Origin of the sequence: Streptomyces lanatus (assembly GCF_014655715.1) — a bacterium.
Taxonomy (GTDB): Bacteria; Actinomycetota; Actinomycetes; order Streptomycetales; family Streptomycetaceae; genus Streptomyces; species Streptomyces lanatus.
Genome location: NZ_BNBM01000001.1, coordinates 14,995 through 38,529, shown reverse-complemented (window position 1 = coordinate 38,529; position 23,535 = coordinate 14,995). Strand labels below are relative to the sequence as shown.

The window sequence follows — 23,535 nt, the reverse complement described above, 5'->3', positions numbered from 1 at the left end:
GCGGGGGGCGCTACGGGTGGTCGCTACGGGTAGTTCGTCAGATTGGCCACGTTGGAGCCGGAGTTGGACGGACCGCCCGTGCCGTTGACGACGTGCCGGATGGTGCCTGTACCGCCGAGGGAGACGGTCACCATGCTGGTGAAGCGCACTCCCGCCTTGTTCGGAGCCTCGATGGCCCGCTCGGCGGTCACACTCGGGTTGACGTTGAAGAAGCAGTAGCTGCCGAGGCCGTAGGCCTGGTGGCTGGTGACGGAGTCGGCGACCTTGTAGGCCGCGTAGCCCTGGGTGGAGCCGTTCATCCACGCCGCCTGGTTCGGCGGGTCGTACGGCATCTCGTTCTGGTAGAAGTACGTCCGGCCGCCGTCGCCGTTCCAGATGGTCTGGTACTTCTGGTAGTGCTCGACGAACAGGCCGTACGCGGTGACGTTGTCGCCGTTCACGATCAGGCCGGTGTCACCCGTGTTGGTGTTCCAGCCGACGCCGCTGCCGTGGTCGGCGCGCCAGATCCACATGTGGTCGCCGATGACGTTGTCGCTGTTGATGACGAGGCTGGTGGTCGCCTTGCCGACGGCCGCGCCGCCGACGCGGAAGTACACGTCGTGCAGCGAGGTCGGGTTCGCGGCGTGGGACGCGGACGAACCGGTCGGGCCGACCTCCATCAGGGTGGGCGAGTTGGTGGTGCCCGCGTCGAAGAGGACACCCGCGATCTTCACGCCGTCGACGTCGGCCACCTTCATGGCCGTGACGCCGTTGTCCGGGATGAACGTGGCGAGGCCCAGGCCGAGGACGACGGTGTCGGCGCGGTTGACCTGGAGGGTCTGGTTGAGGTGGTAGACACCCGGGGTGACCAGCAGGTTCTTGCCCGCCGCCAGCGCCGCGTTGATATCGGCGGCGGTCGAGCCCTGCTTCACGACGTAGAAGCTGTCCAGGGAGAGGGAATTACCGGACGGCGATCCGCCCGCCCAGCTCGTCGCGCTGGAGTTGGACCGCACCGACGGCACGAACACCTTGTAGGTCCCGTCGCCGTCGACGTACAGGAACGGCTTCTCCCGGCTGACCGGGGTCTGCGCGACCGATGTGTACGGCGGGTTGGGGAAGCTGGTGCCCGGGACGCCCTGGCTGCCGACGAAGACCATGTTCCAGTTGGAGCCGGTCCAGCTGCCGAGCTGGGAGTTGCGGGTCAGCCACTGCTGCTGGCTGCCGGAGTTGACCTGCCCGTCGACCTTGGTGTCGGCGAGCAGACCGCCGCTGGACCAGCCGCCGTCGTCCAGGGCGAGGTTGCCGCGCAGATGCATCCGGCGGTAGGCCGACGCCTGGGAGACCGCCCAGCGGTCGGCGCCGTTCGTCGGGTTGACGGACAGGTTCTCGGCGCCGCGCCAGAAGTTCTGGGTGGCGTTCTGCGGCGGGAACCAGTCGGCCTCGACGTGCACCGCGCCGTTGATGGTGACCGCGTCCGGGGACAGTCCGAGCCCGGCGACCTGGGTGTAGAAGCCGACGTTGGCGTTCGCGTTGTAGGAGCCCGGCTTGAACAGGACGGCGTAGCGCTGCGAGCCGAACTGGTTGGTCTCCTGCTGTTGGAAGATCGAGTCGAGGCGGTTCTGGATGGTCGAGGACGACATGGACGGGTCGAAGACGACCACGTTCGGACCGAGGTCGGGGTTGGCGGTGGACTGGTTCACGGGGACCACCTGGAAGCGCTGGGCGGCGCTGCCGTTGCACGCGTACTGCACGAACTGCACGCTGTCGGCGAGCGACGCGCCCGGGTCGTCCAGGCACTTGCCGCTGTTGCGGTTGACGAAGCGGTAGACGCCGCCGCCCTCGTCGACGGGCAGCCACTGCTGGTTGGCGCCGCCGCCGTAGGCCCAGAGATGGACCGGCGCGCCGTCGGCGGTGGACACCTCGGCGACGTCCACGACCTGGCCGGTGTTGTTGCGGTTGTTGATGCGGACGTAGCCGTCGCTGGTGGGCGTGAAGCTCCAGTTCTGGGCCGTCGAGCTGTTGCAGGAGTACTGTTGCACGACGGTGCCGTTGGCGGTGGCGGCCGATCGGGCGTCCAGGCATCTGCCGCTCGCGGCGTTCATGATGGTCGCGAAGTCGGAGGGCAGCGCGGCCGCCGCGCTCTGAGCGGCGCCGGCGGGCGTGGGCGCCGAGGTGAGGAGGGACGCGGCGGCCACGGTGACGACCGTGACGGCGGTGGATCTGCGGAGGCGCCTGAGCGCGGTGCGGGGGAACGTGGGCATGGGATCTCCTTGCCGGGCGAAGCGACAGGGGGTGGCTGGATCAGCCGGTGTATCCGGCGAACACCCGGGTGAAGTCCCAGTCGGACTGGTTCACGCCGGAACAGCTGTCGGCGGGGCCACCGGTGCATGGGCGGTCCCGGTTGGCGGACCAGAAGGTCAGCCGTGCCAGGTGGTGTTGCTGGGCGTAGGCGAGCATCGTCTTGAAGTCGTTGACGGTGACGGTCTCGTTCTGGTCGGTGATGCCGTTCATCGACGAGATGCCCATGGACCGGTAGGCCTGGTCGTCGCTGTAGCCGTACGCCGACTTCAGCGAGTTCTTGAGCCCCTCGGCGGCCCGCACGGACAACTCGCCCATGTTCTGGCCGTTGCCGCCGAAGTTGAACGGCATGATCGTCCAGGCGTCCACGGTCAGGCCCGCGTCGGCAGCCCGGTTGATCAGGCTGGTGTCGGGGCCGTTCTGGCCGGTGCCGATGGTGATGTACACCTTCAGGCCGGGGTTGTCGGCCTTGACCTTCTTCAGGGCGTCGACCGTGCGCTGCTGCACGGTCGGGCTGTCGTAGGCGTCGGCTTCGAGGTCGATGTCGATGGCCTTCAGACCGAAGGCGCTGATGACCTTCTGGTAGGCGGCGGCCAGCTCGCCCGCGTTGGAACAGGAGCTCTCCAGCTTGTTGCCGCTCCAGCCGCCGAACGACGGGACGACATCACCGCCGTTCGCCCGCACCGTCTCGATGGTGCGCTGGTCGACACCGCCGGTCAGCGCCCGGCCGCCGTCCCACTGCGGGTTGCAGTGGCCGTTGCTCAGGACGAAGGCGAGCGTGAAGTACTTGACGCCGGTGGCGTTGCTGACCGTGGTGGGGTTCGGCGGACTGCCCCAGCCGTTGTAGAGGTACGGCGCCACGGCCGATGACGCCAAGGGGGCGGCGGCCTGTGTCGGTGGGGCGGTCAGCAGGCCGGTGGTGAGGGAGAGCGCGGTGAGGGATAGGGCGGCGGGGAGAGTTTTGGGCATGTTCGCGGAAGCCCTTCGTGGGGGGTGAGCAACCGGGGCCGCGTTCACCTTCTGAACGGTGAGTGCGTCACGTGGGTGTCTGGCTGACCCGTGAACCTAAAGGTATGGACCACTTTCGTCAAGACGTGAAGTAAGCTTTGGCAACAATTAATTGGGGCCCCGCTCGGAACGGACCGACCGGCCTCCCCGAGGCCCGCCGCGGCACGTGGTACTTGTAGCCTCCCCGGCCCCGCCGCCGTACCAGACCGTCGACGATCCGCCTGGTGGCACCGATATGACGAACCGCCCGATCGGCCCGCGCCGCCGTCACATGACCGTCGGCCCCGAACGGCTACTCGCCCTCGGCGACGCCGTGTTCTCCATCGCGATGACACTGCTCGCGCTCGACATCACCGTCCCGGACGGCCTGCCCGAGGCCGATGTCGCCGGCGCCGTGGCGGACGCGGTGCCCACGATGGGCGCCTATCTGCTCAGCTTCGCCGTCATCGGCACGCTCTGGCTGGTCCAGCACGGCCTGTTCCGTCTGATCGCCACGCTCGACCGCTGTCTGCTCCTGCTCTACTTCGCACTCCTCGCGCTGGTCGCCGCGCTGCCCTTCCCCACCCGGCTGATCAGCGAGTACGGCGAGACGACCACGGCGACCGCCTGCTACGCGGCGGCGATCGCCGGGGCCGTGGCCCTGATGTGCGGCATGTATGTGCGCCTGCTCGTGAACCCCGCCTTGGCGGCGCCGCACGCCTCTCCCGCCGCCCTGAAGCAAGAGGTCCGCCATGGCGTCCTGCTGTCCCTCGTCTTCGCCACATCGATCCCGGTGGCCTTCTACTCGCCGGCCCTCGCCAAATACTGGTGGCTGCTGGCCATCGGAACCCGGCTGCTGCACCGCAAGCCGGCCGCCGACGCGGAGAAGTGACGACCCGTCGCCAGCTCAGCCGGCGTCGCCGAACCACCGGCGCAGCGGTTCGAGCAGCCCCTCCTGGTCCTCGCCGATCCAGGCCACGTGGCCGTCCGGTCGCAGCAGTGCCGCGGGTACGTCCAGGTCCTCGCTGACGTCCACGACATGGTCGACCCGGTCCGCCCAGCCCTGCACCGACAGTCGGCCGGTGCGGTCGAGGAGGAGTCCGCGGCCGTCGCGCATCAACTCGTAGAGGCGGCCCTGCTTCAGGGGCATGTCCCGCATGCGGCGGCCGAGGAGTTCGTGGCCCTCGCCGAAGTCGTAGCGGATCTCGACCGCGGTGATCATTCCGGTGATGTAGCGGTTCACCTCCTCGAAGTCCATCAGCTTCGAGAACAGCTCGCGCAGCGCGGTCGGGCCCGGTTCCGCGCCCAGCAAGGTGATCTGGGCCCGGGTGTTGGCCAGCACGGCGGCGCCCACCGGGTGCCGTTCCGCGTGATAGGTGTCCAGGAGCCCCTCCGGTGCCCAGCCCTTGACCGCGGCCGCCAGCTTCCAGCCCAGGTTGAAGGCGTCCTGGACACCGAGGTTGAGGCCCTGTCCGCCGGTCGGCGGATGGATGTGCGCCGCGTCGCCGGCCAGCAGCACCCGGCCGACCCGGTAGCGCTCGGCCTGCCGGGTGGCATCCCCGAACCGGGACAGCCAGCGCGGCGAGTGCGCGCCGAAGTCACTGCCTCCGACGGCCCGCAACCGCTCCTTGAACTCCTCGATCGTCGGCTCGCCCGCCCGGTCCTCGGACACACCGTCGGCGGGCACCACGACGCGGTACACCCCGTGCTCGTCGGCGGCGGCACCGAACCGCAGCTGGGTCCTGCGGACTTCGGCGACGACGGCGGCGATCGTCTCCGGATCCTCGGCCAGCTCCATCTCGCCCAGCAGTGTCTCCACCGTGGCCGCCTCACCGGGGAAACCGACGCCGAGCGTCTTGCGCACCAGGCTGCGACCGCCGTCACAGCCGACGAGATAGCGCGAGCGCAGCCGCGTGCCGTCCGCCAGCTCGACGGTCACCCCGTCCTCGTCCTGGCCCAGCCCCACCACTTCGCGGCCACGCCGGATGTCGGTGCCCAGTTCACGGGCACGCTCGTCGAGCAGCCGCTCGGTGACCGGCTGCGGAGTGGCCACGCCGTACGGATGGGCCGTGTCCAGCCCCTCCGGCCACGCCTTGGCGATACCGCCGAACAACCCGCCGACCTGGAACTTCTCACTGACCGCGAGAAAGCGGTCCAGGATGCCGCGCTGGTCCATCACCTCGACGCTGCGCGCGTGCAGCCCCTGCCCCCGGGACTGCCGCGTCGGCTCGGTCAGCTTCTCCAGCACGACCACATTCACATCATGCAGCCGCAGTTCGCAGGCCAGCATCAAGCCGGTCGGTCCACCGCCGGCAATGATCACATCGATCATCACAATCCCCGTTTCCGCAGGTCCTGGGCCTAGGTCGGTGATTGTGCGGCACGATGGGGGCCTTGCCGCAAGCCCCCCGGTGCGCTATAAGTTGAGAGTGGCGGGGAGCCGACGGCATCCCTGCCTTCGGTGTTTCCGGGGGCCTTCGGTGTCTCCGGGGTTCAGATCACGCAGCCCACATGCGCCAGCGCCTGCTTCAACAGCACCCCGTGCCCGCCCGGCATCTCGCTCTCCACCGCCGGCGACAGAGCCTCCTGCGGGCTGAACCACACCAGGTCGAGGGCGTCCTGACGAGGGCGGCAGTCGCCGGTGACCGGCACGACATAGGCCAGGGACACCGCGTGCTGACGCGGGTCGTGGTACGGCGTGATGCCCTGCGTCGGGAAGTACTCCGCGACCGTGAACGGCTGCAGCGAGGTCGGCACCCGGGGGAGCGCCACCGGGCCGAGGTCCTTCTCCAGGTGGCGCAGCAGGGCGTCGCGGACCCGCTCGTGGTGCAGCACACGGCCGGAGACCAGGGTCCGGCTGACCGTTCCGTCCGGTCCGATGCGCAGCAGCAGGCCGATGCTGGTGACCTCGCCGCTGTCGTCGACGCGCACGGGCACGGCCTCGACGTACAGGATCGGCATGCGGGCGCGTGCCTGCTCCAGGTCGTCGCTGCTCAGCCAGCCGGGCGTGGTTTCGGTCATGTCAGACATTGCTTGATCATACTTTCCAGGATCGCGAACACTCAGTCGCGGTGCGGACGGGTGTCGGGGGCGGGACGGGTAGCGGGGGCGGAGTCCGGGGCTCGGCCGGGTTCGGGTGCGGTGAGTCCATAGAGGCGGCGGGCATTGTCGCCGGCCGCCCACGCGGCGATCCGCAGCGCGTCCGGCAGGCCCAGCTCGTCGGCGTCCACCCGCTCCTGGAGCAGTTCGCCCAGGCCGCGACGGAACGCCAGTGCGCCGAGCCGGTACAACTCGGCCAGACCGTAGGCGTCGGAGCTGTACAGCAGTTTGCGGAACGGGGTGATCTCCAAGGCCTCGGCCAGGATCGCCCGGGAGCGCGCCGGGCCGACATGGTGCAGGGTGAGGCCCACATCCAGATACACCTGCTCGAAGACCGCGGCCAGATAGGCGGCCTGGCGCTGGTACGGCCAGCAGTGCAGCAGCACGACGGGGATCGTGCCCCTGATGAGACGCAGCCAGTCCGTGAGGAGGGCGGGGTCCGCCCGGTGCAGCCGGATGTCGTCGTCGCCGAAACCGGTGTGGAGCTGGAGGGGCAGGCCCAGATCGACCGCCGTCCACAGCAGATGCCGTACCAGCACCGGGTCGGCCAGCCGTCCGCCGTGCGCCGACCATTGCCGGGCCGCCGCGGCGACCAGCGTGTCCGAGGGGCGCGCCGGGTCCAGGTCGAAGCCGGTGCGATAGGCGGCCACCGACTTCACGGCCACCACACCGGGACGCCGTACGGCCTCCTCGGCGGCCGTGCGGAAGGCGTCCGGGTACGCGTCCGGTTCCACGCCCGTGGATGCCAGCTGCTCCGCGACCGACTCCAGCCGTACGACCTCGTACGCGGTCGCGTCGGCGGTCGCCGCCAGTTCCCGGGGCGTGGTGATCGGGTGGGGCGTGTACCCGGTGTCGACGCAGAAAGTGTCGGTCGCGGCGGCGGTGAGGAAGCGCCGGTTCACCTCCGGCCCGCCCAGTTCCGCACGCCGGGTCAGATAGGCGTCGGGGGAGGCGTGACGCGGCAGGTCCAGCAGGGGTGCGCAGTGGCGGCGTACGGCGATGCCGAGCGGCGTGTCGAAGGGGGAGACGCCGGGCCAGGGCTCGCCCTCGGTGAGCAGGGACTCGAAGCCCGGCAGGTCCAGGTCCGCGGTGACGATCCCGTGGCAGTGATGGTCCGTCAGCGGCAGCGCCGCGAGGGCCTCGTGGACCGGACCGGTGGCATTCATGTCAGTACTTCCAACGGTAGGCCGCGGCCACTTGGTCGTCGTCCAGCCCGGCGACCGCGCCGATCTCGCCCTGCCGTACGGCGATCACGGCATCGGCGAGCACCGGGCCCAGCGCGGCCCGCAGCGGCCGACAGGTGCGGAACTCCTCGACGGCCTCGCCCAGGGAGGTCGGCAGTCGGCGTACTCCTTCGGCGTCACTGAGATGCGCCGGGTCGCCCGTGATCTCCTGGGGCAGCCGCGCGCCCTTCGCGAGTCCGTCCAGCCCCGCGGCGATCAGACAGCCCAGGGCGAGATACGGGTTGGCCGCGAGGTCCACCGGCTTGACCTCCAGGTTGGCGGCCTGGTCCCGGTGCCCCGCCATGCCGGTGATCACCCGCAGTCCCGCCTCCCTCGTCTCCCGGCCCCATGCGGTGAACACCCCGGCCCACTGCGACGGTTTGAGCCGCAGATAGCTCGCCGGGCTCGGCGCGGTCACCGCCGTCAGGGCGGGGAGATGGCCGAGCACACCGGCCGCGATGGACTCGGCCTCGGGTCGCATACCGTGGCGGCGGTCACCGCCCGCGTGCAGGTTCACGCCGTCGCGCCAGGCGGAGAGGTGGATGTGGCCGCCGTTGCCCACGCCCTGCCCGGACACCGCCGGGGCGAAGGACACCGCGAGGCCATGGCGCCGGGCCACCGCCCGGATCGTCTGGCGCACCAGCACACTGCGGTCGGCCGCCGCCACCGGGTCGAGGGCGGCCACCGACAGCTCGAACTGCCCGGCCGCGTACTCGGGATGGAACTGGTCGACGTCCACGCCCTGCCGCGCGAGCGCCGCGAGCAGTTCGGCCGCGCAGTCGCTCAACTCGACCTGACGGGTGGCGCCGTACGCCGGACCGGTGACCGCCGGGACGAACGCGCCGTCGGCGTCGGGCGGTCGGGCGACCGCCCATTCGATCTCGACGGCCGCCTTGAAGGTGATCTCCTGGTGTGCGGCGGCCTCCTGGACGGTCCGCCGCAGAAAGGTACGGGAGCATCCGGGATGCCGCTCGCCCTCCTGGGTGATCCGGTCGACCGGCGCCCACGCCCAGCCCGGCTGCGCGGCCAGCTCCACCAGCTGGTCCAGATCGGGGTAGAGACGCAGATCGCCGTCCGGGGAGCCGAGGACGTCGGTGGTGACGATGGAGTCGTTCGCGAGGAACGTGTCGAACACCGGCGACATCCCCACGCCCCACGCCGCCGCCGACGCCAGCTTCGCCGTCGGGATCGTCTTCACCCGGCCGATGCCCGCGGTGTCGACATAGGCCAGCACGATCCCGTGCACGCCCCGCCCGGCCAGCTCGCCGCTCAGCGCGCCGGCCCGCTCGACATCACCGGGCCGCCCTCCCGGGACGGGGTCGGCAAGGGTGGTCATACGGTCTCCTCGACGAGCTCGGCCCGGTCGGGCGCCGGTCCGTGTGGTCCCTGTCGGCTCAGGGTTTCACGGCGACCGCGCCGTACTGCGGCACCGGCGTGGGAGAGTCGGGGGCGTGCCACTGCGAGCAGGACACCATCCCCGGCTCCAGCAGCTCCAGGCCCTCGAAGAACGCGGCGATGTCGGCGCCGGCGCGGGCGGTGATCGGCGGCGTGGCGTTCTCGTTCCAGAACTCCATCGCCGGGATCTGGCCCTCGCCGCCGAGCTCGGAGTCGAACGTCGGGTGCGTCAGCACCAGGAGGCTGCCGGAGGGGACGGCGGTCATGACGCGCCGGACGATCTCGCGGGCCTTGTCGTAGTCCAGGACGAAGTTGAGGATGCCCAGCATCATCACCGCGACCGGCTTGTCGAAGTCCAGGGTCTGCCCGGCGCGTTCGACGATGGCGTCCGGGTCGTGTACATCGGCGTCGATGTACGCGGTGACGCCCTCATGGGTGCCGGTCAGCAGTGTGCGGGCGTGCACCAGCACGATCGGGTCGTTGTCGACGTACACGATCCGCGAGTCGGGTGCGACGCGCTGGGCGATCTCGTGGGTGTTGTCCGCCGTCGGCAGCCCGGTGCCGATGTCCAGGAACTGCCGTATGCCGCGCTCCTCGGCCACGAAGCGCACGGCACGGCCGAGGAACTCACGGTCCGCGCGGGCGATGTCCCGGATGATCGGGAACATCCCGGCGACATGCTCGCCGACCTGCTGGTCGACCTCGTAGTTGTCCTTGCCGCCGATCCAGTAGTTCCACACCCGCGCGTTGTGCGCCACACCGGTGTTCAGTCTCGCCGGCCCGCCCGACGGGGTGTGGCCATCACTCACGACTCGTCCTCTCCTCGCACGAACGACCGAAACCGGTCATCGTCGCCATTGTGCCGCTCCGTTGATCACGCTGTCCCCGGAATCGGCAATCGACGGAGGAGGTACGGCCGTTGGCAGGTGCGGAGGAAGGACGGGCCGCGCTACTCGATCTCGCTGGGGGTCGAGGCGGGCGACTTCCCGGCCAGGACGTCCTGGAGGCGCTGGGTGCCGAGCTTCACCGCCTGCTCGACCGAGTCGTGCTCGTCCCCTTCGAGGCCGCCCGCCGTGACGGTGATCGCGTCGGTGCCGACGCGTACGGCGGCGACGTCCTCGGTGAGGGTGGTCGGTTCGCCGTGCGCCTGACCCTGCACCGTGATGCGCAGGCCGGCGCGGTCGTCACCGACGTCGGGCAGCGAGGTCTCGATGACCTGGACCGTGCTCTGCTGACCCGCGTTGGTCATGGTGAACTGGTCGCACTCCTGCGGCAGGGTCTTCAGCCAGGCCAGGGACTCCTCCGGGTCGGTCCGCTCGTACGCGGCGACCTGGTACAGCAGTCGGGACTCGTCCTGCTGGAAGCCGCGCAGCGCCGACGCCCCGGACGGCTTGCCCAGCAACTGGTCGGTGTAGAGGCCGTCCATCAGCCGCTGGCAGTCGGCGGCGTCCGTCTTGCCGGTGAGGAAGTCGTCGGCGTCTACGGTGCCGATGATCAGGGTGTCGTGCCAGTTGGCGACCTCGGAGCCCTTCACCTGCGTCCAGTCGTCCTCGATGTCCGCCGCGGTGATCAGCGCGGTCTGCGCGCCGGCCTCGGTGAGCGTGGCGGTGGGCGAGGCGGTCGGCGTCTGCCGGGCGACGGCACCGGCCTGAGAGACGTCCTCACCGTCGCCGTCCGAGCAGGCGGCGGTGGTCAGCAGCGCACCGGCGGCCAGGGCCGAGCAGAGCACACGGACGGGTCGGGACGGGCGACGGGTCATCTGGGCTGCCTCCTGTAGACGTGACGCGTGTCCCCAGGCCACCACCGGATCTGACGGGCCACCAGCCGCGCCGGACCGTTCGAGTGAGCACCGCCGGCCGGGTCCGGCCGTCACCCGCCGGGCTGCCCGTATCCGCTCTGCCAGGCCCAGGCGGCGATCTCCACGCGGTTCCGGGCGGACAGCTTCAACTGGACGCTGGACAGATGCGTCTTGACCGTGGACAGGGAGACATACAGCTCGGCGGCGATCTCCGCGTTCGTACGGCCCAGGGCGACCAGACGGACCACGTCGGTCTCACGATCGGTGAGGGGCTCCGTCGGCGCGGCGGGCCTCACCGGGGCCGGGGCGGGGGCCGTGGGCTGTGGGGCGGTGACGTGCTTGAGCAGCCGGACGGTGATCGACGGAGAGACCAGCGAGTCACCGGCCGCCGCGGCCCGGACCGCCTCAGCGAGGAGGGTGGGCCCGGAGTCCTTCAGCAGAAACCCGCAAGCGCCGCCGCGCAGCGCGCCGTACACATATTCGTCGAGGTCGAAGGTGGTCACCACGACCACCCGCATCGGGTCCGCCACATCGGGTCCCGCCAGCAGCCGCGTCGCCTCCAGACCGTCCAGCTTCGGCATCCGGATGTCCAGCAGACACACATCCGGCCGCTCCCGCCGCGCCAGCGCCACCGCCTCCTTACCGTCGGCGGCCTCGGCGACCACGGTCATGTCGGGCTGCGCGTTGAGGAAGAAGCGGAATCCGGTGCGGACCATCTCCTGGTCGTCGGCGATGAGGACGCGGATGGGCGCCCCGGACGGGGGTGGGGTGGTCATGGCTCGATCATGCCTCAGGGGGGCGGGGCCGGGGTGTGCGTGGCCGCGGTCTGCCGTTGTCAGCGCTCGAACTTCCAGGTCACGCTGTCCTCGTCGGCCTTGGTGACTCGGACAGGGATGCGTACGACCTCGCCGTCGCTCTTCTTGCCGGTGCAGGTGATGCTCGCGCCGGTCACGGCCTTCAGGCCGGTCGGGCAGGTGACGCCGGAGACCTTGGTGCCGACCCAGGGCAGCGGGTGGTACTTGTTCTCGGTGCGGCCCGCGACGATGTTCGCGGCGAGTGCCCGGTGGCCGTCCACCGACACGGTGCTGTCCTTGTCCAGGCCGCTGGTCGACTCGGTGCCGGAGAGCAGATAGGTGCCGAGGCCGCCGAGCGCGACCACGGCGGTCGCTCCGCCGACGACTCCGACGGCGAACTTGCTGCGCTGCATCGAGTGCTCCTGGTGTCCGTGGTGAGGATGCGACGGTGAGGGTGCGACACCACGCTCGCCCGCGGGCCCGGCCGCGCGCCTCGGCCATAAGGTCGGCGTTCCGGCCCGGCCCCTCGGCCGATCGGCCGATCCGGACGTGCGCGGCCTCGCCTACCGTGATCGACATGAAGTCCGTGTCCCCCCGTGGCTGTGCCGGAGGCTTCGGCGTCGGCCTCCTGCTCGCCGCCTGTGTCGTCGACATCCTCTACGCGGGCGCCGACGGGACGAGCGTCCTGCCGACGGCGGACCCCGTCTGGCCGACGCTGGCCCTGCTGCTCGTGGGCCTGGCCGCCGTACTGTGGCCGGCCGGGCGGCGGCCCGAGTGGCTCACCCCGCAGGTGCGCACCATCACGTTCGCCCTCGTCTCGATCCTCTTCACGGCGGGCGCGCTGGTGGCCGGCTCGGGGACCATGTTCGGCCCCGGCGAGGTCGTGATCCTGCTGTGCCTGCTGTTCGTCGCGGTACGGCACTGTCCGCCGCCGTGGGCCGTGACGTGCGGCGTTCTCGACGTGGTCGCGCTGATGCTGCTGCCGATCCGGTATGTGGGGACGTGGAACGACGAAGCGCTGACCTTCATCGTGGTCGGTCTGCTCCTGGTCGGCACGGTCGCCGGACTCGCCGCCTATCTGCGCACCCTGGACTACCGGCGGACGGTCGCCGTCAGTGAGACCCGGCGCTCCGAACGCGTCGCCATCGCCGCCGACCTGCACGACTTCGTCGCCCACCATGTCACCGGGATCCTCGTGCAGACGCAGATGGCCCGGATGATGGCGCGGACCCAGCCGCAGGAACTCGACCCGGTCCTGGCCGGTATCGAACGGGCGGCCACCGAGGCCCTCGCCTCGATGCGCCGCACCGTCGGCGTGCTGCGCGACACCGGGGAGGAGGCGGCCGACCGGCGCCCGGTGGGCGATCTCGCGGGCATCGCGGAGCTGGCGGACGGCTTCGCGAGCCCGGTCCAGCGGGTCACGCTGCGCCGCGACGCGGCTGTCAGCGACGACCTTCCGCATGAGGTGCAGGCCGCCGCGTTCCGGGTGGTGCAGGAGGCGCTCACCAACATCCGCCGCCATGCCGGCGACGCCACGCACATCGAGGTCCGGCTGCGGGACGAGATCGGGTGCCTGGAGGTGTCGGTCGCGGACGACGGCCGGGGCGGCGCCCAGCTTCCGGCCGCCGCGCACGGCGGTGGCTTCGGGCTCGTCGGTCTGAAGGAACGGGTGACGGCACTGGGCGGCGAACTGCACGCAGGGCCGCGCGGTGGCGTGGGCTGGGAGGTGCGGGCGGTGTTTCCGCCGCGGAAGGGCTGACCCGGCCGATTTCCGGGACCGGTACCTTTCGGGCTCCCTTCGCTGTTCAATGAGAGCGTCTGTTCAATGAGAACGAACACTGCCGCCCCCTGTGCAGTGCCGTCTCCCGTGCCGGAGAGGAGCCGCCCCATGCCCCCCGCCGCCGTCCCACCCGTCGGCGCGCGCATCCGGCAGGCGCGCCTCGCCCATGGGACGAGCCTGCGGGCGCTCGCCCGTGAGATCGGTGTGTCGGCGAGCCTCGTCTCACAGATCGAGAACGGCAAGAGCCAGCCCTCGGTCAGCACCCTCTACGCCATCACGACGGCCCTCGGCATCTCCGTCGAGTCCCTCTTCGAGACGGGCGAGGCCGATGCCGCGCCCCTCGTGGCGGCGGCCTCCGGCACCGTCCCGCACGCCCTGGCCGCCTTCGCCGCCGACCCCGGCCGCCGCATCGGCCCGCTGGTCACGCCGGACCGGCGGGAGGTGCTGGAGCTGGACTCGGGTGTCGTATGGGAGCGTCTCGGCCATGTTCCGGGCACCCACGTCGACTTCCTCCAGGTGACCTACCGGCCGGGCGGCGCCTCCTCCAGCTCCGGTGGCCTCATGCGCCACACCGGTACCGAGTACGGCCACCTGACCTCGGGCGAGCTGATCCTCACCCTCGGTTTCGACGAGTACACGCTGCGCCCGGGCGACTCGGTCTGCTTCGAGTCGACGACCCCGCACCGCTACCGCAACGATGGAGACGTACCGGCCATCGGTACCTGGTTCGTGTCCACCGAGATGTTCGGGGACGGCCGGTGAGATGTTCAGTGACACTTGACACCCGCCCTGGACAGTCGTTGACTCCGAAGTGGGGGTGGTCGCCATGGCGATCCGCACATTCGGACCCAATGCCGTCGACTGGGAAGAGCGCATCGACCTCGACCGGCTGCGCAGACAGCGGCTGGCCCGACTGAACGAGACCCTGAACCGCTCCGAGCTCGGCGCGGTGCTCAGCTTCGACTTCGCCAACATCCGCTACATGACCGCCACGCACATCGGTACCTGGGCGATGGACAAGCTGATCCGCTTCGCCCTGCTGGTCCGCGGCGGTGAGCCGATCGTCTGGGACTTCGGTTCCGCCGCCCGCCACCACCAGCTGTACAACCCGTGGCTCGACTACAGCGACGGCAAGGGCGGCCCGCCCACCGGCGCCCGCGCCGGCATCTCCACCCTGCGCGGCGCCTTCCACCCGGACGCGGGAATCGCCGAGGACGTCGCCTCGAAGATCGCCACCGTGCTGCGCGAGCACGGCCTGGCCGGTGAGCCGCTCGGCATCGACGTGGCCGAGATGCCGATCCTCACCGCCCTGCGCGCCGAGGGCATCGACGTCGTCGACGGCCAGCAGGTCTTCCTGGAGGCCCGCCGCATCAAGACCCCGGACGAGATCGGCCTGCTCACCCAGGCCTGCGCGATGGTCGACGCCGCGTACGAAGAGCTGTACGGCTATCTGCGCCCTGGCGTGCGCGAGAACGAATGCGTCGGCGTGGTCAGCAAGGTCCTGTACGACCTCGGCAGCGAGTACGTCGAGGGCGTCAACGCGATCTCCGGCGAGCGCTGCTCCCCGCATCCGCATGTCTACAGCGACCGTCTGATCCGCCCCGGCGACCCCGCCTTCTTCGACATCCTGCACAGCCACCTCGGCTACCGCACCTGCTACTACCGCACCTTCGCGGTGGGCAGCGCCTCCGGCGCCCAGCGCGACGCGTACGTCCGCTGCCGTGAGTACATGGACCGGGCCATCGCCCTCGTCCGCCCCGGCGCCACCACCGCCGACATCGTCCAAGTGTGGCCGCGCGCCGAGGAGTTCGGCTTCGCCGACGAGACGGCCGCGTTCGCCTTGCAGTACGGCCATGGCGTGGGCCTGTCCATCTGGGAGAAGCCCATCTTCAGCCGGCTGGTCTCCCTCGACCATCCGGAAGTCCTCGAAGAGGGCATGGTGTTCGCCCTGGAGACCTACTGGCCCGCCGCCGACGGCTGGTCCGCCGCCCGCATCGAGGAGGAGGTCGTCGTCACCGCAGACGGCTGCGAGGTCATCACCAAGTTCCCGGCCGAGGAACTGCTGGTCGCGGGCCGCAAGTACTGGACGGTCGGCGGCGAGCTCAATACCCGCCGCGAATCGCAGTCCCACCTCAACACCGGGACGTCCTGATGGAACCGGCCGAACTCCTCGCCGCCTACGAGCAGATGGCCGTCATCCGCCGTACGGAGAAGGCAGCCCACGACCTGTTCCTTCAGGGCCTGGTGAAGGGCACCACCCATCTCGCCGCCGGACACGAGGCCATCGCGGTGGGCGCGAGCGCCGCCCTGCGCCCCGACGACTATGTGTTCGCCACCTATAGGGGCCACCACCATGCGATGGCCAGGGGCGCCACCCCCGAGGAGTGCCTCGCCGAACTCATGAGCCGGGCCACGGGACTGTGCAGGGCCAAGGGCGGCTCCATGCACCTCACCAAGGCGTCCACCGGCATGCTCGGCTCCTACGCCATCGTCGGCGCCCACCTCCCGATGGCGGCCGGCGCCGCCTGGTCGGCCCGGCTGCGGGGCACCGACCAGATCGCCGTCGCCTTCTTCGGGGACGGCGCCACCAACATCGGCGCCTTCCACGAGGCGCTCAACCTGGCCGCCGTATGGAAGCTGCCGGTGCTGTTCGTCTGCGAGAACAACCTGTACATGGAGTACACGCCGATCGCCGACGTCACGGCCGTGGCCCGGCCCGCCGCCGACCGGGCGCCGGCCTACGGCATCGAGGGCGAGGTCGTGGACGGCAACGACGTCGTCGCCGTCCAGGAGGCGGTGGCCCGCCTCGCGGCGCGGGCCCGGGCAGGAGACGGGCCCGCACTGCTTGAGGCACAGACCTACCGGCACTTCGGGCACAGCCGCGCCGACCCGGCGACCTACCGTCCGGCCGAGGAGGTCGAACGCTGGCTGAAGCACGACCCGCTGGACCTGGCGCGGGGGCGGCTCGTCGAGCTCGGTGTACCGCAGGAGACGGTCACCGAGGCCGACGAGCGAGCAACAGCGGTCGTGCAGAAGGCAGTTGAGGCCGCGAAGGCCGCCCCGGCCGCCGATCCGGACGAGGCGCTGACCGACGTATGGGCCGACGGAGGTGCGGCGTGGCGGACGTGATCAGCTACCGGGAGGCGGTCGCCGAGGGCATCGCGCGGGAGATGCGGCGCGATCCGTCCGTCGTGTGTCTGGGCGAGGACATCGGCGAGGCGGGCGGGGTGTTCAAGACGACCGCGGGGCTGTTCAAGGAGTTCGGATCCGAGCGGGTGTGGGACACGCCCATCTCCGAACAGGCCATCGTGGGGGCCGCCATGGGCGCCGCGATGACCGGGATGCGGCCCGTCGCCGAGATCATGTTCTCCGACTTCCTGGCCTGCTGCTGGGACTACCTCGCCAACGAGATCCCGAAGGTGCGGTACATGACGGGCGGTCAGGTCACCGTCCCGCTCGTGGTGCGCACCGCCAACGGCGGCGGGCTCGGCTTCGGCGCCCAGCACTCCCAGGCCACGGAGAACTGGGCGCTCACCGTGCCCGGCCTGAAGATCGCCGCACCGGCCACCCCCGCCGATGTGATCGGCATGATGGCGGCGGCGATCCGCAGCGACGACCCGGTCGTCTTCTTCGAGCACAAGGGGCTCCTCGCATCGAAGGGCGCGCCCCCGCCGCCCGGCCATGTCGTCGAGCTGGGCCGGGCCGCCGTCGTCCGCGAGGGCGCCGACGTCACCCTCGTGGCGCTGGCCTCGATGGTGCCGGTCGCGCTGAAGGCCGCCGAACTGCTGTCCGGCGAGGGCATCGAGGCGGAGGTCGTCGACCTGCGCTGTCTGGTGCCGCTCGACGTCACCACCGTACTGACCTCGCTCGGGCGGACCTCGCGGCTCGTCACCGTCGAGGAGAACCCGTACCAGGGCGGCTGGGGCGCGACACTCGTCTCGGTCGTCGCCGACGAGGGGTTCGCGCTGCTGGACGCGCCGGTGCGGCGGGTGGCGGGGGAGTGTGTCCCGCTGCCGTTCGCCGACGCGCTGGAGGAGCGGGTGATCCCCACCGTAGAGAAGGTCATGGCGACCGTTCGCGGACTCGCCGCCTACTGAACACCCCATGGGAGGAAGGGCGATGACCGAACGGATACTCCTGCGAGCGGGCCACGTACTGTCGATGGACCCCGACATCGGGGAGCTGCCCCAGGGGGACGTCCTCATCGAGGACGGGAGGATCGCGGCGGTGCGGCCCGAGATCAGCGCCGACGCGGAAGTGCTCGACATGACCGGCCGGATCGTGATCCCCGGCTTCGTCGACACTCACCGCCACACCTGGGAGGCGTCCATCCGCAATGTCGCCCCCGATGCCACCCTGGACGACTACTTCGTCGACATCCTCGACACCTTCGCCCCGCTGTACACCCCCGAGGACGTGTACGCGGCCAACCTCGCGGGCGCCCTGGAGTGCCTGAACGCCGGCATCACCACGCTCGTCGACTGGTCCCACATCAACAACACGCCCGAGCATCCGGACGCCGCGATCCGGGGCCTCAAGGAGAGCGGCATCCGCGCCCAGTACGCCTATGGCAGCGCCAACACCTCCCTCGCCGACTACTGGTTCGAGAGCAAGATCGTCATTCCGGGCGACGACGTACGGCGGATCCGCGGCACCTACTTCTCCTCCGACGACGGCCTGCTGACCATGGGCCTGGCCACCCGAGGCCCCGGCTTCTGTGTCAACGACGTCGTCACCGCCGAATGGGCCCTCGCCCGTGAGCTGGACATCCCGATCACCGTGCATGTGGCGATGGGCCGCCTCGCGGGCCGCTTCGGCATGGTCAGGCAGCTCAACGACCTGGGGCTCCTCGGCCCCGACACGACCTACGTCCACTGCTGCTACTTCCACGAGGACGAGTGGCGGATGGTCGCCGACAGCGGCGGCACCGTGTCGATCGCGCCCCAGGTGGAGCTGCAGATGGGGCACGGCTGGCCGCCCGTGATGAAGGCGATCGAGTACGGCCTGCGGCCCTCGCTCAGCATCGACGTCGTCACCACCGTGCCCGGCGACATGTTCACCCAGATCCGCGCGGCCTTCGCCGCCGAGCGCGCCCGGGTCAACGCCGACTGCTGGAAGGCCAACATGCCGGTGCCCGACACCATGCTGACGGCACGTCAGATGTTGGAGACGGCCACCCGCAACGGCGCCCATGTCGCCGGCCTGGAGGACCGCACCGGCTCCCTGACCCCCGGCAAGCGCGCCGACGTCGTCGCCATCGACGCCACCGCGCTCAATGTCGCGCCCGTGCACGACGCCGCCGCGGCCGTGACCCTCTCGGCGGATGTCTCCAACGTCGAGACCGTCATCGTCGACGGCGTGATCCACAAGCGCGACGGCCGTCTCGTCGCCGATGTCGACCGCGCCCGGCGACTGGTCCAGGAGTCCCGCGACCGGCTGCTGGCCGCGAAGGAGGCGAAGGGCTCCGCATGACCCGACACCTGGTGCGGCTCGCCGCCGAAGTCCCGCAGCCGCCGTACGACGAACTCGGCCACCGGCGGCGGGAGTTGGTGGGGGAGGCGGACGGCAGTGCGCACACCGGCTTCGGCCTGTGCGAGATACGGCCCGACGGATGGGTCGACGCGCATGTGCATTCGTACGAGGAGAGCTTCCACATCCTCGACGGGGCCGTGATCCTCGATGTGCCGGACGGCTCGTACCTCCTCGAAGAGGGCGACTACGGCCTGCTGCCGACCGGCGTCCCGCACGCCTGGCGCGGTGCCGGCGGCACAGGCGGGCGCTGGGCCGACATGCTCGCGCCGGTGCCGCGGGCCCGCTACGGGTACGACACCCAGGCCGTGCCCCCGCTCCCCGAGCAGGACCCCGTCCGTATCGACGTCCGCGATCCGCGCACCCGGTCCTTCGGGCACTTCGAGCCCGCGCAGATGGATGTCGGCAAGCAGGCGCAGGACCTGCTCGCGGTGTCGGCGAGCATGCGGACCGCGCTGCTCGTCTACAGCGGGATCACCGTGAAGATGATGGTGGACAGCGATCTCGGCGCGGTCGCCTCGACCATGTTCATGGTGCAGTACGCGCCGGACGGCGTCGCGGGCACGCACGACCACCCCTTCGAGGAGACGTATCTGATCGTCGAGGGCCTGGTCGACGCCACCTTCGACGGCGAGCGGTACCGGCTAGGGCCCGGCGACGTCGCCTGGGCCGGTGCCGGATGTGTGCACGGGTTCTCCAACGCGGGGGACGGGCCGGTGCGTTGGCTGGAGACCCAGGCACCGCAGCCACCGCCGCGGCACTCCTACCGCTTCACCCGGGACTGGGACTATCTGAGGGAGGCCCTGGACTCATGAGCAGTGTGGTCGTCGTCGGCGGGACATCCGGGATCGGCCGTGAGTTCGCCCGAATGCGCGCGGGACGGGGCGACGAGGTGGTGCTGACCGGCCGGGACGCGCATCGCTCCGACACGGTGGCGAAGGAGTTCGGCGCCCGGGGCCTGGCCCTCGATCTCTCCCGGCCACGGGAGATCGCCGCCGCGCTGGCCGACGTCGGACCCGTGGACCATCTGGTGATCGCCGGCATCTCACGGGACGAGAACCGGGTCGCCGACTACGACATCGAGGCCGCGCTGCGTCTCGTCACGCTCAAGCTGGTCGGCTACACCGAGGTCGTGCACGCCCTCGGCCCACGGCTGCACGCCGACAGCGCGATCGTGCTGTTCGGCGGCCAGGCCAAGGAACGCCCCTACCCGGGGGCGACGACCGTGGCGACCGTCAACGCGGGCGTGCACGGAGTGGTGAACACCCTCGTCGTGGAGCTGGCGCCCGTGCGGGTCAACGCCGTGCATCCCGGGGTCGTCGGGGACAGCCCGTACTGGGCGGGTAAACCCGAGGAGGTACTGGCCGGGCTGCGCGCCAGGACGCCCGGCGGACGGCTCGCCACCATGGCCGACGTCGTGGACGCGGTGGAGTTCCTGCTGCGCAACCGGTCGGTCAACGGGGTCGAACTCGCCGTGGACGGTGGGTGGTTGCTGGGCTGAGGAAGGCGGCCGGGGCCGTCCCTCACGGCCTGAGCGGATCGTGGCCGATCGTCATCAACTGATGGCGACGGCGCGTCTGTTCGGCCTCGGCCTCCGGCTCGTTCTCCAGGTCGGCCTCGGCCGTGACGGTGTCCACGACGTCGTACATGACTCGGATGTCGTCGTCCGTGAGGTCCGTGCGCCGCTTCTGGAGGATCGCGAGGACATGCTGGCCGATCGGCGGGCCGGCCTGGTCGGGCAGCGGCTCGGTCTCCTCGTCCGCGTCGCTGACCCGCAGCCAGGTGGCCAGCTCCTGCGAGGTCATGTTCACCACGCGGTGGAAGTCCTCCCACAGCGCGTCGAGTTCGAGGGCGTCGGTCACGGTGTGCCCTTTCTCCGCGGGTACGGCTCTTGCGGTACGGCCGGGTCACTCGCCGCGCGGCCAGTTCTCGGCGTCGAACATCCAGCGCTGCTTCTCCAGCTCACTCGTGATGGCGATCAGCAGGTCCTGCGTCACCGGGTCGGGCTCGGCGGTGGCGGTGATCCGTTCGCGCAGTCGCCCGATGGCCGTCTCCAGGGTGTCCGCGATCAACTGGACGACCTCGCCGTCGCGCACCCAGCCCTCCTTCGGACCGGGCAGTGTGTAGGCCGCGGCGATGGTCTCAGGCCGGCCGTCGGGCGGCACTCCGAGCGCGGCGGAGCGCTCGGCGACCGTGTCGGCGAACGAGCGGGCCGCCGAGACCACCTCGTCGAGCTGGAGATGGATCGACCGGAACCGCGGACCCACGATGTTCCAGTGCGCCTGCTTCCCGATCAGTGAGAGTCCGAGAAGATCGACGAGCGTGCTCTGCAGGGCGTCCCCGGCGACCCGGCGAGCCGGTTCCGGAAGCGTGCTCTTGACCACGGTCATGGCGAGCTCCTCCTTCTGGCTTCTGGCTTGGTCATGGCCGATGAGGAGCGGTGCGGCCTGGGCAACCGCTCCATGCGGGCGCGGGTGCCCAGGGGCGAAGCGGTGCAAACGCGACCTGTCTCAGTGTGCGAACACGTCGTCCAGGAAGTGGATCAGATCCGCGAGGACGACCGCCTTGTTCGTCTCGTGGAACACCTCGTGCCGCGCCCCCGCGTAGACGCGCTCGGTGAAATCGCTCCCACGCAGCTCCTCGATCCCGACGCGGCTCCCGGCGAGCGGGACCAGCCGGTCGTCGTCACCGTGCAGCCACAGCAGCGGCAGCCGTCCGATGTCACCGCCCTTGGACACGGTGTCCAGCATCCTTGCGTACGCCTGGAGCGTCGGCCGTTTCATCGACCCGTGCCAGACCAGCGGATCCCCGGCGTACGCCGTCCGCACCTCGGGATCCCGGGAGAGGGCGGCCGGACTGATGGGGGTGTCGGGGATCGTGTCGAGGGCGAGCAGCCGCGCGGGCAGCTGCCAGTCGCCGATCACGGGCCCGGACAGCACCAGGGCGGCGAGCTCGTCGCCGTACAGCTGTGCGTACCGCGCTGCGAGGAGTCCGCCCATCGAGTGCCCGACCAGCACGACCGGCACCTCCGGATGCGTGGTTCGGGCCAGGCCGGCGACGGCGTGCAGATCGGCGACCACATCCTCCATGTCATCGATCACCACGCGCTCGCCCGCCGACCGCCCATGACCGAGGTGATCCGGCCCGAACACGGCCGCGCCATGCCCGACCAGCACCTCGGCCACCTCCGCGTACCGGCCGATGTGCTCGCCGTAGCCGTGGGCGACGAGCGCGATGTAGCGGGGCCTGGGGTGCGGCCATTCACGGACGGCGATCGACCCCCGGCTGCCGTCGAGGATGTGCTCGCGGGTCTCGGTCATGGCTCCTCCGGCTGCGGGGCGGGTGTGTCGGTGCGGGTCCGCTGGGGATCTTTCCAGGGTGCGCCGAGTCGGTCTATAGTCCAAAACTAGCGGTGCTAATTAATTGGATGCCGTTCCATACGGCCCGGTCAGGAGTCCTGTCGTGCGTCCCGTCCACTTCGCGGCCGCCCGCCGCACCCCCATCGGCAAGCTGCGCGGAGCACTGTCCTCGGTACGGCCCGACGACCTCGCCGCAGCCGTGATCCGGGGCCTCGTCGCCGACGTCCCCGCACTCGATCCTGCCCGTATCGACGACGTCTACTGGGGCGCCGCCAACCAGGCAGGCGAGGACAACCGCAACGTCGCCCGCATGGCCGCGCTGCTCGCCGGCCTCCCGGAGTCCGTGCCGGGCGCCACGGTCAACCGCCTGTGCGCCTCCGGCCTGGAGGCAGTGACCACGGCCGCCCGCACCATCGCGGCCGGCGAGGCCGACATCCTGCTCGCCGGCGGCTCCGAGTCCATGAGCCGCGCCCCCTTCGTCCTGCCCCGCCCCGACGAGGCCCTGCCGCACCGCATGGACACCTACGACACCCGGCTCGGCTGGCGCCTGGTCAACCCGGCGATGAAGGACCTCCACGGCCTGCTGGCCATGGGCGAGACGGCCGAGGAGGTCGCCGAGCGCCACGGCGTCGCCCGCGAACGGCAGGACGAGTTCGCGCTGCGCAGCCACCAACGGGCCGCCGAGGCCCGCAAGAACGGCCACTTCGACGACGAGCTCCTGCCGGTGACGCGCCCGGACGGGGTGCTCGTCGACAGCGACGAATGCATCCGCGAGGACACCTCGTACGAGAAGCTGTCCCGGCTGAAGCCGGTCTTCCGGGCCGGCGGCACCGTCACCGCGGGCAACGCCTCGCCGATGAACGACGGCGCCGCAGGGCTCCTGCTGGTCAGCGAGGAGGCCCTGAACGAACTGGGCCTGGAATCCCTCGGCCACTATGTCGCCGGCGCCTCCGCCGGTGTCCACCCCGACGTGATGGGCATCGGCCCGGTCCCCGCCACCCGCAAGGCCCTGGCCCGCGCCGACTGGACGATCGGCGACATCCAGGAGGCCGAGTTCAACGAGGCGTTCGCGGCCCAGGCACTCGCCTGCGTGGACGAACTCGGCATCGACCCCGAGCTGGTCAACCCCAGCGGCGGCGCCATCGCGCTCGGCCATCCGCTGGGCTGCTCCGGCGCACGGATCCTCACGACACTGCTGCACCGCATGCGCCGGACCGGCGCGGAGCGGGGACTGGCGACGATGTGTGTAGGTGTGGGGCAGGGAAGTGCGGTGCTGGTGGAACGGCACTAGCAA

At 70.8% G+C, this 23,535-nt stretch carries 22 protein-coding genes and 1 pseudogene; 10 read left to right on the top strand and 13 right to left on the bottom strand.

Going from position 1 to position 23,535, the window contains the following annotated elements:
* Positions 1 to 23: 23 nt before the first annotated feature.
* Positions 24 to 2,240 (bottom strand): RICIN domain-containing protein, encoded by a 2,217-nt coding sequence (locus tag IE325_RS00185; protein ID WP_190067550.1) that lies wholly within the window; start codon positions 2,238 to 2,240, stop codon positions 24 to 26.
* 40 nt (positions 2,241 to 2,280) lie between these two features.
* Positions 2,281 to 3,150 (bottom strand): annotated as a pseudogene (locus IE325_RS00180) (chitinase); the annotation flags it as partial.
* A 370-nt stretch (positions 3,151 to 3,520) separates the two neighbouring features.
* Here IE325_RS00180 and IE325_RS00175 point away from each other — a divergent pair.
* Positions 3,521 to 4,156, top strand: a complete 636-nt coding sequence (locus IE325_RS00175) for a TMEM175 family protein (RefSeq protein ID WP_190067548.1) — start codon at positions 3,521 to 3,523, stop codon at positions 4,154 to 4,156.
* 15 nt (positions 4,157 to 4,171) lie between these two features.
* Here IE325_RS00175 and rox read toward each other — a convergent pair whose 3' ends face one another.
* The 8 genes from rox to IE325_RS00135 form a co-directional block, all read right to left on the bottom strand.
* Positions 4,172 to 5,596: a rifampin monooxygenase gene (gene rox, locus IE325_RS00170; RefSeq protein ID WP_190067547.1), complete on the bottom strand. Its 1,425-nt coding sequence runs from the start codon at positions 5,594 to 5,596 to the stop codon at positions 4,172 to 4,174.
* Between the two features lie 161 nt (positions 5,597 to 5,757).
* Complete coding sequence (locus tag IE325_RS00165) at positions 5,758 to 6,285, bottom strand: NUDIX hydrolase family protein (protein WP_190068458.1); 528 nt, start codon at positions 6,283 to 6,285, stop codon at positions 5,758 to 5,760.
* Between the two features lie 41 nt (positions 6,286 to 6,326).
* Positions 6,327 to 7,529, bottom strand: coding sequence for an amidohydrolase family protein (locus IE325_RS00160; protein WP_190067546.1), 1,203 nt, complete (start codon positions 7,527 to 7,529; stop codon positions 6,327 to 6,329).
* Position 7,530: 1 nt separating this feature from the next.
* Entirely contained in the window at positions 7,531 to 8,922 is a 1,392-nt protein-coding gene (locus IE325_RS00155; RefSeq protein ID WP_190067545.1) for a type I glutamate--ammonia ligase, read from the bottom strand.
* Positions 8,923 to 8,980: 58 nt separating this feature from the next.
* Entirely contained in the window at positions 8,981 to 9,790 is an 810-nt protein-coding gene (locus IE325_RS00150; RefSeq protein WP_190067544.1) for an SAM-dependent methyltransferase, read from the bottom strand.
* A gap of 140 nt (positions 9,791 to 9,930) precedes the next feature.
* Positions 9,931 to 10,740: a hypothetical protein gene (locus IE325_RS00145; RefSeq protein WP_190067543.1), complete on the bottom strand. Its 810-nt coding sequence runs from the start codon at positions 10,738 to 10,740 to the stop codon at positions 9,931 to 9,933.
* 110 nt (positions 10,741 to 10,850) lie between these two features.
* Positions 10,851 to 11,555, bottom strand: coding sequence for a response regulator transcription factor (locus IE325_RS00140; RefSeq protein ID WP_190067542.1), 705 nt, complete (start codon positions 11,553 to 11,555; stop codon positions 10,851 to 10,853).
* Between the two features lie 59 nt (positions 11,556 to 11,614).
* On the bottom strand, positions 11,615 to 11,986 hold the full coding sequence (locus IE325_RS00135; RefSeq protein WP_190067541.1) for a DUF4333 domain-containing protein: 372 nt from the start codon (positions 11,984 to 11,986) through the stop codon (positions 11,615 to 11,617).
* A 164-nt stretch (positions 11,987 to 12,150) separates the two neighbouring features.
* Between IE325_RS00135 and IE325_RS00130 the strand changes: the two genes are divergently transcribed.
* The 8 genes from IE325_RS00130 to IE325_RS00095 all read left to right on the top strand — a co-directional run bounded on the left by IE325_RS00130 (position 12,151) and on the right by IE325_RS00095 (position 20,383).
* Positions 12,151 to 13,332: a sensor histidine kinase gene (locus IE325_RS00130; RefSeq protein ID WP_190067540.1), complete on the top strand. Its 1,182-nt coding sequence runs from the start codon at positions 12,151 to 12,153 to the stop codon at positions 13,330 to 13,332.
* 129 nt (positions 13,333 to 13,461) lie between these two features.
* The gene (locus tag IE325_RS00125; RefSeq protein ID WP_190067539.1) at positions 13,462 to 14,115 is read left to right on the top strand and encodes a helix-turn-helix domain-containing protein; all 654 of its coding nucleotides are present in this window, start codon (positions 13,462 to 13,464) and stop codon (positions 14,113 to 14,115) included.
* A 64-nt stretch (positions 14,116 to 14,179) separates the two neighbouring features.
* Positions 14,180 to 15,505 carry a M24 family metallopeptidase gene (locus IE325_RS00120; RefSeq protein WP_190067538.1) on the top strand — a complete coding sequence of 442 codons (1,326 nt, stop codon included), beginning with the start codon at positions 14,180 to 14,182 and terminating at the stop codon, positions 15,503 to 15,505.
* Positions 15,505 to 16,482, top strand: a complete 978-nt coding sequence (locus IE325_RS00115) for a thiamine pyrophosphate-dependent dehydrogenase E1 component subunit alpha (RefSeq protein WP_190067537.1) — start codon at positions 15,505 to 15,507, stop codon at positions 16,480 to 16,482. Before IE325_RS00120 ends, IE325_RS00115 begins: the two co-directional genes overlap by 1 nt.
* Positions 16,470 to 17,450 carry an alpha-ketoacid dehydrogenase subunit beta gene (locus tag IE325_RS00110; RefSeq protein WP_190067536.1) on the top strand — a complete coding sequence of 327 codons (981 nt, stop codon included), beginning with the start codon at positions 16,470 to 16,472 and terminating at the stop codon, positions 17,448 to 17,450. Before IE325_RS00115 ends, IE325_RS00110 begins: the two co-directional genes overlap by 13 nt.
* Before the next feature lie 22 nt (positions 17,451 to 17,472).
* Positions 17,473 to 18,825: an amidohydrolase family protein gene (locus tag IE325_RS00105; RefSeq protein WP_190067535.1), complete on the top strand. Its 1,353-nt coding sequence runs from the start codon at positions 17,473 to 17,475 to the stop codon at positions 18,823 to 18,825.
* Entirely contained in the window at positions 18,822 to 19,697 is an 876-nt protein-coding gene (locus tag IE325_RS00100; protein WP_190067534.1) for a cupin domain-containing protein, read from the top strand. Before IE325_RS00105 ends, IE325_RS00100 begins: the two co-directional genes overlap by 4 nt.
* Positions 19,694 to 20,383 (top strand): SDR family oxidoreductase, encoded by a 690-nt coding sequence (locus tag IE325_RS00095; RefSeq protein ID WP_190067533.1) that lies wholly within the window; start codon positions 19,694 to 19,696, stop codon positions 20,381 to 20,383. Before IE325_RS00100 ends, IE325_RS00095 begins: the two co-directional genes overlap by 4 nt.
* Positions 20,384 to 20,405: 22 nt before the next feature.
* Here IE325_RS00095 and IE325_RS00090 read toward each other — a convergent pair whose 3' ends face one another.
* The 3 genes from IE325_RS00090 to IE325_RS00080 form a co-directional block, all read right to left on the bottom strand.
* Positions 20,406 to 20,744 carry a DUF3140 domain-containing protein gene (locus IE325_RS00090; protein ID WP_190067532.1) on the bottom strand — a complete coding sequence of 113 codons (339 nt, stop codon included), beginning with the start codon at positions 20,742 to 20,744 and terminating at the stop codon, positions 20,406 to 20,408.
* A gap of 45 nt (positions 20,745 to 20,789) precedes the next feature.
* Positions 20,790 to 21,272 carry a Dps family protein gene (locus tag IE325_RS00085; RefSeq protein ID WP_190067531.1) on the bottom strand — a complete coding sequence of 161 codons (483 nt, stop codon included), beginning with the start codon at positions 21,270 to 21,272 and terminating at the stop codon, positions 20,790 to 20,792.
* 120 nt (positions 21,273 to 21,392) lie between these two features.
* A complete protein-coding gene (locus tag IE325_RS00080; protein WP_190067530.1) occupies positions 21,393 to 22,202 on the bottom strand; it encodes an alpha/beta hydrolase in 810 nt (269 codons plus the stop codon).
* A gap of 142 nt (positions 22,203 to 22,344) precedes the next feature.
* On the opposite strand from IE325_RS00080, the gene IE325_RS00075 reads away from it, so the two are divergent.
* A complete protein-coding gene (locus IE325_RS00075) occupies positions 22,345 to 23,532 on the top strand; it encodes a thiolase family protein (RefSeq protein ID WP_190067529.1) in 1,188 nt (395 codons plus the stop codon).
* Positions 23,533 to 23,535: the final 3 nt, after the last annotated feature.